The organism is Sutcliffiella sp. FSL R7-0096 (genome assembly GCF_038595065.1).
In the GTDB taxonomy this organism is placed as follows: domain Bacteria; phylum Bacillota; class Bacilli; order Bacillales; family Bacillaceae_I; genus Sutcliffiella_A.
This window is the reverse complement of sequence record NZ_CP152003.1, coordinates 4636536-4649561: the sequence shown is the minus strand read 5'-3', so window position 1 is coordinate 4649561 and position 13026 is coordinate 4636536. Positions and strand designations below refer to the sequence as shown.

Annotated in this window: 14 protein-coding genes; all 14 read left to right on the top strand. The window is 45.0% G+C overall.

Features of this window, described 5'->3' with window-relative positions:
* The first annotated feature begins 279 nt into the window (after positions 1–279).
* The 14 genes from upp (at position 280) to MKY77_RS23705 (ending at position 13024) form a co-directional block, all read left to right on the top strand.
* Positions 280–909, top strand: coding sequence for a uracil phosphoribosyltransferase (gene upp, locus MKY77_RS23770; protein WP_339148064.1), 630 nt, complete (start codon positions 280–282; stop codon positions 907–909).
* Positions 910–1069: 160 nt separating this feature from the next.
* A complete protein-coding gene (locus tag MKY77_RS23765) occupies positions 1070–3379 on the top strand; it encodes a S8 family serine peptidase (RefSeq protein WP_339148063.1) in 2310 nt (769 codons plus the stop codon).
* A 440-nt stretch (positions 3380–3819) separates the two neighbouring features.
* Positions 3820–4041, top strand: a complete 222-nt coding sequence (locus tag MKY77_RS23760; protein ID WP_063559278.1) for an AtpZ/AtpI family protein — start codon at positions 3820–3822, stop codon at positions 4039–4041.
* 2 nt (positions 4042–4043) lie between these two features.
* Positions 4044–4430 (top strand): ATP synthase subunit I, encoded by a 387-nt coding sequence (locus MKY77_RS23755; RefSeq protein WP_339148062.1) that lies wholly within the window; start codon positions 4044–4046, stop codon positions 4428–4430.
* 2 nt (positions 4431–4432) lie between these two features.
* Positions 4433–5185, top strand: a complete 753-nt coding sequence (gene atpB, locus MKY77_RS23750; RefSeq protein WP_339149900.1) for a F0F1 ATP synthase subunit A — start codon at positions 4433–4435, stop codon at positions 5183–5185.
* Positions 5186–5243: 58 nt separating this feature from the next.
* Positions 5244–5456 carry a F0F1 ATP synthase subunit C gene (gene atpE / locus MKY77_RS23745; protein WP_010200387.1) on the top strand — a complete coding sequence of 71 codons (213 nt, stop codon included), beginning with the start codon at positions 5244–5246 and terminating at the stop codon, positions 5454–5456.
* Between the two features lie 227 nt (positions 5457–5683).
* Positions 5684–6229, top strand: a complete 546-nt coding sequence (atpF, locus tag MKY77_RS23740; RefSeq protein WP_339148061.1) for a F0F1 ATP synthase subunit B — start codon at positions 5684–5686, stop codon at positions 6227–6229.
* Positions 6226–6768, top strand: coding sequence for a F0F1 ATP synthase subunit delta (locus MKY77_RS23735; RefSeq protein ID WP_339148060.1), 543 nt, complete (start codon positions 6226–6228; stop codon positions 6766–6768). Before atpF ends, MKY77_RS23735 begins: the two co-directional genes overlap by 4 nt.
* Positions 6769–6786: 18 nt before the next feature.
* Positions 6787–8298, top strand: coding sequence for a F0F1 ATP synthase subunit alpha (gene atpA, locus MKY77_RS23730; protein WP_339148059.1), 1512 nt, complete (start codon positions 6787–6789; stop codon positions 8296–8298).
* A gap of 113 nt (positions 8299–8411) precedes the next feature.
* Positions 8412–9272, top strand: a complete 861-nt coding sequence (locus MKY77_RS23725) for a F0F1 ATP synthase subunit gamma (protein WP_339148058.1) — start codon at positions 8412–8414, stop codon at positions 9270–9272.
* Between the two features lie 175 nt (positions 9273–9447).
* Entirely contained in the window at positions 9448–10866 is a 1419-nt protein-coding gene (atpD, locus tag MKY77_RS23720; protein WP_060664610.1) for a F0F1 ATP synthase subunit beta, read from the top strand.
* Positions 10867–10891: 25 nt separating this feature from the next.
* A complete protein-coding gene (locus tag MKY77_RS23715; RefSeq protein ID WP_339148057.1) occupies positions 10892–11293 on the top strand; it encodes a F0F1 ATP synthase subunit epsilon in 402 nt (133 codons plus the stop codon).
* A gap of 853 nt (positions 11294–12146) precedes the next feature.
* Positions 12147–12521 carry an NADH-quinone oxidoreductase subunit A gene (locus MKY77_RS23710; protein ID WP_010200369.1) on the top strand — a complete coding sequence of 125 codons (375 nt, stop codon included), beginning with the start codon at positions 12147–12149 and terminating at the stop codon, positions 12519–12521.
* Positions 12512–13024, top strand: a complete 513-nt coding sequence (locus MKY77_RS23705; RefSeq protein WP_010200368.1) for an NADH-quinone oxidoreductase subunit B — start codon at positions 12512–12514, stop codon at positions 13022–13024. Before MKY77_RS23710 ends, MKY77_RS23705 begins: the two co-directional genes overlap by 10 nt.
* Positions 13025–13026 lie beyond the last annotated feature (2 nt).

Genomic DNA, 13026 nt, shown 5'->3' with positions numbered 1-13026 from the left:
TTATGTAGAATCAATGGAAGTGTGATTTGAGAGCCAGGCCCGTTCTGAAAGAGGAGGCCGGCAGCTATCTGACATTAAGGCTCTTTTCATAAAGGTTTGTTACCTGTCCATAGTAAAAAGACGGCAGTTGGACTTTTTACAAGTGGTTAGTAGGATAAATTGCAGCCGATTTACAAGTATCTGCAGGAAAAGAGCACGACGGCAACATCGTCAGAATTCTTTATACGCATAGGCGAAAAATATGCGATGGCAACTCATGACAAAAAGGAGAGATTTCGAATGGCAAAAGTGTACGTATTTGATCACCCGTTAATTCAGCATAAACTTACATATATCCGCGATGTAAATACAGGTACAAAAGAATTCCGCGAACTAGTGGATGAAGTGGCAAGCTTAATGGCATTCGAGATTACCCGTGACCTACCACTTGAAGAAGTGGACGTGGAAACACCAGTTTCCGTTTCAAAATCAAATGTATTAGCAGGTAAGAAATTAGGGATCGTTCCAATCCTTCGTGCCGGTCTTGGCATGGTGGAAGGGATGCTGAAGTTGATCCCGGCTGCAAAAGTTGGACATGTCGGCTTATACCGCGACCCTGAAACGCTGCAACCTGTTGAATATTATGTAAAATTACCATCTGATGTAGAAGAGCGTGACTTCATCGTTGTTGACCCAATGCTTGCAACAGGCGGATCTGCTGTGGAAGCGATCCATTCCCTGAAAAAGCGCGGGGCGAAGAACATCAAGTTCATGTGCCTGATCGCTGCTCCAGAAGGTGTGGAAGTCATCAAAGAAGCGCATCCGGATGTTGATATCTACATCGCGGCACTTGACGAAAAGCTTAACGAAAAAGGCTATATCGTCCCAGGCCTAGGCGACGCTGGCGACAGACTATACGGAACAAAATAATCTTACAAACAAATTCTAATAAAACTGCCCAAAGGTCGAGAAAGACGCCGACCATTGGGCAGTTTTTTGTATTACTGTTTCTCATGCATAATCCCACCTCAATAACAAATGCTAGATAGCAGAGGTGAAAGATGTGAGAATAGGGAAGATTTTAATATGCATGGGACTTACAACACTGCTGATAACAGCTCAATTGCCTGTACAAATGTTAGAAGCAGTACTTCCACTGTCGACTAAAAGCACAGCAGCAGCCACCATCGCAATGACGAACGCAAGAACAAACGACTCTTTACATACAACAGACACAACCAAATATCCACAAAGGCCGCCTCTTCCTGTTAGCAAAACAGGCAACGAGGGACAAACGGTTATCTTAATCGTGGAGGACAATAGCCAAAACGCTGTCCAAACGATCATTCAACAAAAATATCCTAACCTAACCATAAAGCGTACCTATACCGCCGTGTTCAAAGGGTTTGCCATTCATGGTCCATTAAAAGACCTGGAACAACTGCAAAAAGAACCCGGCATCCTGGAGGTTTCCCCAGTCACCAATTACACTCAACACATCGATGAAAGTGTCCCTTTTATCGGAGGAGCGGAGATGCGCCGATTTTATGACAAGGAGGGGGACCGCCTCACCGGCAAAGGGGTGAAAGTCGGAATCATTGATACGGGTATCGATTATACGCATCCGGATCTCCGCAACAACTACGGTGGTGGTTATGATTTCGTCGATGAGGATGAGGATCCAATGGAAACCAAGCGGTCGCAGGGGATGCCGACCCTCCATGGCACGCATGTTGCCGGGATCATCGGGGCAAATGGGCATCTTCATGGAGTGGCGCCGGATGCGGAACTGATCGCATACAGAGTGCTTGGTCCGGGTGGACATGGTTCAAGTGAGCATGTGATTGCTGCGATCGAGAGGGCCATTCATGACAAGGTGGATGTGCTCAACCTTTCCCTTGGAAACACGATAAATGGACCGGATTGGCCGACAAGTCTTGCGCTGAACAAAGCGGTGGAACATGGGGTAGTCGCGGTCACATCCAGTGGTAATTCCGGACCAAACCTATGGACGGTCGGATCGCCGGGGACGTCCACTGAGGCAATCTCGGTCGGTGCTTCTACACCACCCCTTCACATTCCACATCTGAAACCAATCTTCTCAAAAAGGGAGATCGAAATGCTTCCGTTGCAAGGCTCCATGCCATGGGATTTTCCAACGAAACCAATGGCCATGGTGTATGTGGGACTTGGGGAAGAGGATGATTGGGAGGGCAAGAAGGTGGAAGGGAAGATTGTGCTGCTTGAACGCGGGAAGATTCCCTTTTCGGAAAAAGCCCATCATGCAAGGTTGCGCGGGGCGGCCGGCGTGGTGATTTACAACAATATGGACGGGAATTTTACAGGGACTTTGGAAGTGGAAATGGATATGCCTGTGGTTTCTATTTCAAAAGAGGACGGAGAGTTTTTACAAAAGCAGCTGAAACGGAGCTTTTCGATGGTAAAGACGACTTTCAGATGGCACAAGGACGACATTGCGAGTTTCAGCTCCCGCGGGCCGGTGACACACACATGGGAGATTAAACCTGATGTCGTCGCGCCTGGTGTGGCAATCGATAGTACCATTCCAAACGGATATCTCGCGCTTCAAGGGACAAGCATGGCGGCACCGCATGTTGCAGGTGCGAGTGCGCTCATCAAACAGGCCCATCCCGATTGGACGCCGGCTCAGGTGAAGGCCGCCTTGATGAATACGACCAAGCCGCTTATAAAAGAAGACGGCAGCGACTATTCTGTCCTTGAACAAGGAACGGGACGCATCCAGCTGGAGGAAGCCATCCAGACGAACAGCCTCGTGTACCCAGGTTCCCTTAACTTCGGGATGCTTGAGAAAAAAGAGACGAGAACGCAGAAGGAGATTCCGATAACCATCGAGAATGTCTCGGACCGGGAAGTTACCTATTCCTTCGATCAGCCAAAACAACAAAAAGGCATCCAGTGGAAGACGCCGATCACTTTCACGCTAAAACCGAAGGAAAAACGCGAAATGAAAATCACCCTCGACATTACGCCAAATCAGCAGAAGCCTGGCATGCATGAGGGAGAGGTCGTTGTCAACGCCAGCAGCCAAAAGATCCGGTTGCCTTTCCTCTATATAATAGAAGAACCGGATTACCCTCGGATCATGGGATTCCAGTTCGGCTACGGAGACAAGGAAGGCGAGTACCAGTATGAGGTCTATCTGCCGGAAGGTGCAGAAGAGTTGGGGATTGCGCTCTATGAAGTGGATACCCTCCACTTTATCGATTACCTTGACTGGGAGCGGGACCTTCCGCGCGGGCTCTATAAAAACCAGATCCCCGCAGACAGGATAAAAGTGAAAGGCCTTGTAAAAGCAGTCGTCTTTGCCAAGAAGCTGGACAAGGAAGACACCGTGGAGGCCGACCTTTATTTTGAGTGACCTTGCCAACCATTGCCCCTTGGACATTATTGTCGAAAGGTGTCAAGCAACTAGCCCTAAAACGAACGAATAGTCACATAATGTTCACAATCGACAAACTTAATCTCTATGACAAATATGATAAAATAATGTTATACAACAGCCGAATGAGGAAAAGTGTTCATCATTTGGCTGTTTTTTTCTGGGTAAAATTCAATGCGGAACACGGCCGGTTTCAAGCATCATTGAAGGGTAAAAAAAGAGAGAAATCTTACCATCGAAAAGATTGTCGATTTTTCCCTTGAACACATTGACATTGACAAAGTGCTATTGTATGCTTACAAAGGGTATAAAATGATAGGGTTTTCATAGGTTTTTAAAAACCAGTTTTATACATATTTAGCATCGATTTATAAGCAAGACCTCAAGCTTTTTACCGCATGTAAAACGGGGTGTTTTCTATGGAAGATAAACGCCGCCCATTCCAAGCAATGGCTTTGATGTCCGGAATCCTTTCCTACTTAGTCGGTCCCACCTTAGTTGGATTATTTGCAGGAAGATGGCTGGATGGCAAGATTGGTACAGAACCATTGTTCCTTATCATTGGACTTCTTTTAGGACTAGCAGCAGGTGTGATGGGAGTATTATACCTTGTCCAAAAATTCTTCTCAGGAGAGTCGTAAATATGCCTGAATCAACCGAAAAGTTTATGAGGCATATGAAGTATTTCTTATTTTTTCTTGCCTTTTTTGTAGTAGGGTGGGGATTCACTTCCCATCAAGAGTGGTTCGCAGGATTGATCCTGGGGACGGTGATAAGCGTGTACAACCATTGGCTGTTGCATTCGAAAGTGAAGAAGTTCACGGAAGCGGTTGCCGAGGGTCGGAAAGCTATCACACTAGGTTCTTTTTCAAGAATGGCCGCAGCCGTACTAGGGGTGGTCATCGCTATGAGATTTCCGGAAACTCTGAATCTCTACGGCGTCATCATAGGGATTATGACATCCTATATTGTCATTATCATAGATTCATTTGTAACACTCTTTAAAGCAGTGGGGAAGAGAGGTGAGTAGTGTTGGGTCACAGTGCTCCTATACGGACGGTTGACTTGTTTGGTTACGACCTGCATTTCAACTTGTCAAATATTATGATGACTATAATAACAGCCTTAATCGTGTTTCTTATTGCCTATTTGTGCACAAGAACACTGGCATTGAAACCTACCGGAGCGCAGAACTTCATTGAATGGTTGGTTGACTTTGCTAAAGGTATCATTAACAGTACCATGGATTGGCAAACAGGGGGTAGATTCCTTGCATTAGCTCTGACAATTATGTTGTATGTATTTGTCGCGAATATGCTAGGATTGCCATTTGCGATCATCCTTGGTGACGACCACACTTTATGGTGGAAATCGCCGACAGCAGATCCTGTTATTACGCTTAGTCTCGCGGCAATGGTAGTAGCGTTGACGCATTATTATGGGATTAAGATGAAAGGCTTCAAGCAATACGGGAAGGACTTCTTCAAACCGATGGCGTTCTTATTCCCACTTAAGATCATTGAAGAATTTGCTAACACATTAACGCTTGGTCTGCGTCTTTACGGTAACATCTTTGCAGGGGAAATCTTGCTAGGATTGCTTGCTGGACTTGCAGTTAACGGTTATCAAATGGGCTTCATGTCCGGAATCATTGGAACAGCGGTTGCAATCATACCTATGTTGGTATGGCAAGCATTCAGTCTTTTCATTGGAACCATCCAAGCATTTATCTTCACCATGTTAACAATGGTTTATATGGCACACAAAGTGAGTCATGACCATTAATTTATAAATTTTTAATAACCACAAAAAACTTTTTTTAAACATAAGGAGGAAATTATCAATGGGTCTTATAGCAGCAGCAGTTGCAATTGGTTTAGCAGCACTAGGAGCAGGTATTGGTAACGGATTAATCGTAAGTCGTACAGTAGAAGGGATCGCTCGTCAACCTGAGCTTAAATCCACTCTTCAAACTACAATGTTCATCGGGGTAGCACTAGTTGAGGCGATTCCTATCATCGCCGTTGTTATCGCGTTCATGGTTATCGGTGGTTAATTAACTGCCTGAATAATTCTTAGGTTCCATAATGGCGAAGTCCGTCTCACACGAGAACCTTCGCCTTTCCTTTAGTATGAACAATTTTTAGCTGATTAATGAAGCCAGTGCGGAAATCTTCAGCGACGTTTAACGCAGCATAAAAATACTTGGGTTTCCAAGTATTTCGCCTTGTAAGTAAACAAAATGTCTAGCCAAGGTGCCCTTTAGGTGCTTGTGCTTTTCTTATGTATTCCTCGAAGGGAGTGAAAGCATTGTATAGCTTAGATCACTTAGTGCTTGGTGCAGGATCCCTAACTTTAGGAGATGCACTATTCCAGTTAATTACGTTTTTAATCTTACTATATTTCCTTAGAAAAGTTGCTTGGGATAAGCTAGTTGGAATGATGAAGCAACGTGAAGATCACATTGCGAACGAAATTACAGCGGCTGAACAAAGCAATGTAGAAGCGAAAGCTCTAGTTGAAGAGCAGAAGTCTCTATTAAAAGAAGCTCGTACTGAAGCTCAGGCTTTAGTGGAAAGCGCGAAAAAAGTTGCAGAAGATCAAAAAGCAGATATCGTAAGAGCTGCTCAAGAGGAATCTGCACGTCTGAAAGAAGCGGCAAGAAAAGAAATCATTCAGGAAAAAGAGCAAGCAGTTGTTGCTTTGCGTGAACAGGTTGCATCCTTGTCCGTATTGATCGCTTCTAAAGTGATTGAAAAAGAACTAAACGAAAAAGATCAGCAAAAGCTTATCGATGATTACGTGAAACAGGTAGGCGAAGTGCGATGAGCAAAAACGGAGTAGCAAAGCGTTATGCACTGGCTCTTTTCGAACTGGCAAAAGAAAACAATCTTTATGCACAGTTTGATGCTGAGCTTGCAGAAGTGAAAAAGGTGTTCTTGAACAACAAGGAACTTGATGTTGTCCTGAGCAACCCAAAAGTACGCAAAGACTCTAAAAAGCAAATCGTCCGTGAGGCATTTGCTTCTGCATCACCATTTATCGTAAACACGTTACAGCTTTTAATAGACCGTCACCGTCAAGGTATCGTCATCGATATGATTGACGAGTACAAAGCACTTTCCAATGAAGCCCTCAATGTGGCAGACGCGAAAGTGTACTCTGTTCGCGCATTAACTGATGCAGAGCAGGCACAGCTTTCCGCTGTATTCGCAGCGAAGGTTGGAAAAGCTTCACTTAACATCAGCAATATCGTAGATCCATCCTTAATCGGCGGTGTGAAGATCCGCATCGGTAACCGTATTTTTGATGGAAGTGTCAGTGGAAAATTAGAACGTCTAGGACGTCAACTTACAACGAATAGATAGTAGATAGGGGTGAAATTCATGAGCATCAAAGCTGAAGAAATTAGTGCGCTGATAAAAAAGCAAATCGAAAATTATCAGTCTGAAATCGAAGTTAGCGATGTCGGTACTGTTATCCAAGTTGGGGATGGTATCGCTCGTGCTCATGGTCTCGACAACGTCATGGCTGGAGAGCTAGTTGAATTTTCTAACGGAGTTATGGGTCTTGCCCAAAACTTGGAGGAAAACAACGTCGGTATAGTAATCTTAGGACCTTATACTGAAATCCGCGAAGGCGATGCAGTTCGTCGTACAGGCCGTATCATGGAGGTACCGGTAGGTGAAGCACTTATCGGCCGTGTAGTAAACGCATTGGGACAACCAGTTGATGGATTGGGTCCAATCGAAACTAGCAAAACTCGTCCAATCGAAGGGCAAGCTCCTGGTGTAATGGATCGTAAATCCGTTCATGAGCCACTTCAAACAGGTATCAAGGCGATCGATGCGCTTGTACCAATCGGGCGTGGACAACGTGAGTTAATTATCGGAGACCGTCAAACAGGTAAAACATCTGTTGCGATCGATACGATCCTTAACCAAAAAGACCAAGACATGGTGTGTATCTATGTTGCCATCGGTCAAAAAGAATCAACAGTTCGTGGAGTGGTAGAAACTCTACGTAAGCATGGTGCACTTGATTACACAATCGTTGTAACTGCATCTGCATCTGCACCAGCTCCAATGCTATTCTTAGCACCTTACACTGGAGTTACTATGGGTGAGGAATTCATGTATGAAGGCAAGCACGTTCTAGTTATCTATGATGACTTAACGAAGCAAGCTGCTGCATACCGTGAGCTTTCCCTACTATTAAAACGTCCTCCAGGTCGTGAAGCATATCCTGGTGACGTATTCTACCTTCACTCTCGTCTTTTAGAGCGTGCAGCGAAGCTTAGTGATGCAAAAGGCGCTGGGTCCTTGACAGCTTTACCGTTCATCGAAACACAAGCTGGTGACGTATCCGCCTACATCCCGACAAACGTTATCTCCATCACTGATGGACAAATTTTCTTACAATCAGACCTATTCTTCTCTGGTGTTCGTCCTGCGATCAACGCTGGTCTTTCCGTATCCCGTGTTGGAGGATCCGCTCAAATCAAAGCGATGAAGAAGGTATCAGGTACATTACGTCTTGACCTTGCATCTTACCGTGAGCTAGAAGCGTTCGCGCAATTCGGTTCTGACTTAGATAAAGCGACTCAAGCGAAACTTAACCGTGGAGCTCGTACAGTTGAAGTACTTAAGCAAGGCTTGAACAAGCCACTTAAAGTAGAAAAGCAAGTTGCAGTTCTTTACGCTCTTACAAAAGGCTTCATCGATGATGTTCCTGTACAAGATGTAACTCGTTTCGAAGACGAAATGCTTACTTGGTTAGAGCACAACCGTAAAGAACTTTTAGAAGAAATCCGTACAACTAAAGGGTTACCAAGCGACGAAGCGATGGCTGAAGCAATCAATGCATTCAAAAAGACTTTCGTAGCTTCTGAAAAGTAATAGATTGACATAGTGAGTTACACCATGCAATGGAGGAAACCGAACCAACCTTCGATTCCTCCTTTCCATGTGTCTAACCGCTCTGAATAGGGTTAAAAAGGTGGTGAGATCCTTTGGCATCATTACGCGACATTAAAACGAGAATTACCTCGACGAAGAAGACTAGTCAAATCACAAAAGCCATGCAGATGGTTTCCGCATCGAAACTAAATCGTGCCGAAACAAATGCAAAAGCTTTCAATCCTTACATGGATAAAATCCAAGAGGTTGTGGCAAGTATCGCACTAGGAAGTACAGATGTATCGCATCCAATGCTAGAAAGCCGTCCGGTAAAACGAACAGGCTACATCGTAATCTCCTCTGACCGTGGTCTTGCAGGTGCCTATAACAGTAATATCTTACGTACGGTTCATCAGACGGTTCAAAAACGTCACAAGTCTCAAGATGAATACGCAGTAATTGCCATCGGACGAATCGGCCGCGACTTTTTCAGAAAGCGTAATGTCCCTGTATTCTCCGAAATTACTGGTCTAGGCGACCAAGTATCCTTCTCAGACATCAAGGATATTGCGAATCGTGCAGTCAGCATGTACGCGGATGGAACGTTTGATGAGTTATACGTGTATTACAACCATTTCGTAAGTGCAATCTCCCAAGAAGTAACAGAGAAGAAGCTTCTTCCTCTTACTGACATTGCACCTACAACCAACAAGATTACATCCTATGAGTTCGAACCTTCCCAAGAAGGTATCCTTGAAGTATTGCTACCGCAATATGCGGAAAGCCTGATTTACGGTGCATTACTAGATGCAAAAGCAAGTGAGCATGCTGCTCGTATGACAGCGATGCAAAGTGCGACAGATAACGCAAAAGAGCTTATCCAAGGCCTTACACTTTCATACAACCGTGCACGTCAAGCAGCAATCACACAAGAGATTACCGAGATCACTGCGGGAGCTTCAGCTCTAGAATAGACCGAAAAGCAGAGGCGGCTCGTTCAGCCCCGACAAGCATAAGACGGGTTTACGGAGGAGGTTGTTTTTACCTCCGCAGTAAAAACGGCTTATGACCTCGAGGGGATAGCCGTCGGAGCTAGACAAGAACGTTACTGAACTAAAATTTTGCAAAAGTAAGTTAGGAGGGAATACGATGAAAGGTCGCGTTACTCAAATCATGGGTCCAGTTGTCGACGTAAAATTCGACAGCGGACATCTTCCTGAAATATACAACGCTCTTCATATTAATCATAAAGCGCGTAGCGGAAATGAAGTAGACATTACTTTAACGCTTGAGGTTGCTCTTCACCTTGGAGACAACACAGTGCGTACAATCGCTATGGCTTCTACAGACGGTGTCGTTCGTGGCATGGAAGTAGAAGATGCTGGTCACCCTATCTCTGTACCAGTAGGGGACGTAACACTTGGTCGTGTTTTCAACGTACTAGGAGAAAACATTGACTTAGATGCTCCAATCCCAGCAGGTTCTCGTCGTGATCCAATTCACAGACAAGCTCCTACATTCGAACAACTTTCAACAGACGTTGAAATCCTTGAAACTGGTATCAAAGTAGTAGACTTACTTGCTCCTTACATCAAGGGTGGTAAAATCGGTCTATTCGGTGGTGCCGGTGTAGGTAAAACGGTTCTTATCCAAGAATTGATCAACAACATCGCACAAGAGCACGGTGGTATCTCCGTATTCGCAGGTGTTGGTGAGCGTACTCGTGAAGGAAATGACCTTTACCACGAGATGACGGATTCTGGCGTTATCAAGAAAACTGCCATGGTATTCGGACAAATGAACGAGCCGCCTGGAGCACGTATGCGTGTGGCACTAACAGGTCTTACAATGGCTGAGTTCTTCCGTGATGACCAAGGACAAGACGTTCTATTCTTCATGGACAACATCTTCCGTTTCACACAAGCAGGTTCTGAGGTATCCGCCCTACTAGGCCGTATGCCATCTGCCGTTGGTTACCAACCGACACTTGCTACGGAAATGGGTCAATTACAAGAGCGTATCACGTCTACATCTGTAGGGTCTGTAACGTCTATCCAAGCGATCTACGTTCCTGCCGATGACTACACGGATCCGGCTCCAGCAACAACTTTCGCTCACTTGGATGCAACAACTAACCTTGAGCGTAAGCTTTCCGAGATGGGTATCTACCCAGCGGTTGATCCTCTAGCTTCCACTTCCCGTGCATTGGCACCAGAAGTAGTTGGAGACGACCACTATGCAGTAGCGCGTGAAGTGCAATCCACTTTACAACGTTACAAAGAACTACAAGATATCATTGCTATCTTAGGTATGGATGAGTTAACGGATGAGGATAAATTAACCGTTCACCGTGCTCGTCGTATCCAGTTCTTCTTATCTCAAAACTTCCACGTAGCCGAGCAGTTCACTGGACAAAAAGGTTCTTACGTTCCTGTTCAGGAAACAGTTAAAGGATTCAGAGAAATCCTTGACGGCAAATACGACCACCTTCCAGAGGATGCATTCCGTCTAGTTGGACGCATCGAAGAAGTTGTGGAAAAAGCGAAGCAAATGGGTGTAGAAGTTTAATTAAAGGGACCTAGGAGGGAATGAAATGAAGACATTAAAAGTCAGCGTAGTTACTCCCGATGGCCCGGTTTATGAATCAGACGTAGAAATGGTAGTAGCCCGCGCTCAAAGCGGTGAGCTCGGAGTTCTACCAGGACATATCCCGATGGTTGCTCCACTTCAAATCGGCGGCGTCCGTATGAAAAAAGACGGCAAAACCGAACAAGTGGCAGTAAACGGAGGCTTCCTGGAAGTGCGTCCTGATAAAGTAACGATCCTTGCCCAAACTGCAGAAGCAGCAGAGGAAATCGATCTTACACGTGCAGAAGAAGCAAAAAAACGCGCCGAGCAACGTCTACAGTCCAAACAGGACGACATCGACTACCGCCGTGCCGAACTTGCCCTTCAACGCGCAATCAACCGCATCAACGTAGCCAAAAGAGGGTAACAATACCCTGTAAACATACTTTATCGAAACCCCCTCTCTCCCGAGCAGACGTGCTTTGGAGGGAGGGGGTTTTTGTGTGTTAAAGGGGTAAAGGGATAAAAGGGGTCTGACCCGCTGTGCGGTGATGTGTTAAAGGAGTAAAAGGGGTCTGACCCGCTCCACGGTGATGTGTTAAAGCAAGGGTAATCGCACGCAAGGTGGTAGCCTGTTACTGAGGTAAAGGGGAGTGTCGGTGTCGATTTGGCTCGATGTGTGTCAATTTCTTGATATATTCCAAAATTTCATGATAAATTCCTAGTTTTCCGGATATTTTTAAATTTTTCATGATATATCGGAGATTTTCCGGATATATCCGGATATTTCATGATATCAGAGAACCATATTACCTACTTTCAACAAAAACCCCACAGAATACCCCAGTCTCCCTGGCTCTATAAATCACCCAAGCATGCACTTTATTAAAACAAGGTAATTATCTTTTGAATTTTGCTTAAAGTGGGCCTCTTGAGGCTCTTCTAAAACAAAAATTTGATCAAAAACCCTAATTTGCTTCTTTTAGAAAACCCATCAGCCACTGGATGATTGAGATTGGTCGATAAATTCAGATTGATAAACCACAACCCCGGTTGATATATCCCAAACTCCACAGATCTCCTTCTCACCAAACACACCTCAAACCCAAAAATCCCACCACCAACAAAAACAATTCCTTTCGTCCCCCTAAAAACAATAGCCATAATAAGGATATCTGCTGTCGACACAGATATGGGTATTTGATATAATTGTTATCGGTTACATTTTTAAATATTGTGAGCAGTCTGAAAATGAAAGAGAGACTTCGGAGGGGGCGGGCATGAATCTACTAAACTTATATCAAAATAACTATTTGATAGTGGTTGTATTCTTGGCTCTAGGGGTATTGCTTCCGGTCGTGGCGCTTGCTATTGGACGGGTTTTACGTCCGAATAAGCCATCAGCAGCCAAGCAGACGACCTATGAAAGTGGAATTGATCCCTTTCATGATTCACGTGTTCAGTTTAATGTTCGTTATTACATATTTGCCCTATTGTTTGTCATTTTCGATGTGGAGACGGTGTTCCTTTATCCATGGGCGGTGGCATACGAGAAGTTGGGGATTTTTGCACTGATTGAAATGCTTATTTTCGTAGTTTTACTACTGATCGGATTAATTTACGCATGGAAGAAGAAGGTGTTGAAATGGATCTAAATCTAGAGAGTATTTCACCAGAGGAAATGGAAGAGCTAAAACAGACGGTCTTCCTGACAACATTGGAGGAGCTGAAAGCTTGGGCCCGCAGCAATTCCATGTGGCCGATGACTTTCGGTCTTGCTTGCTGTGCAATCGAGATGATGGGGGTGGGATCGTCCCATTATGACCTCGACCGTTTTGGATCCTTCTTTCGTACATCTCCGCGTCAGTCCGACTGTATGATCGTATCTGGTACCGTGACGAAAAAAATGGCACCAGTATTGAAGCGCTTGTATGATCAAATGCCTGAGCCGAAATGGGTCATTGCGATGGGATCCTGTGCAACTGCGGGTGGTCCGTATATCAAATCCTATGCCGTTGTCAAAGGAGTGGACCAGATTGTACCCGTAGATGTGTATATACCGGGATGTCCACCAAACCCAGCGGCTCTTATTTATGGAATCAACAAGCTCCGCGAAAAAATCCGCTATGAAGCCAAGACAGGGAAGCAGGTGATCTAGCA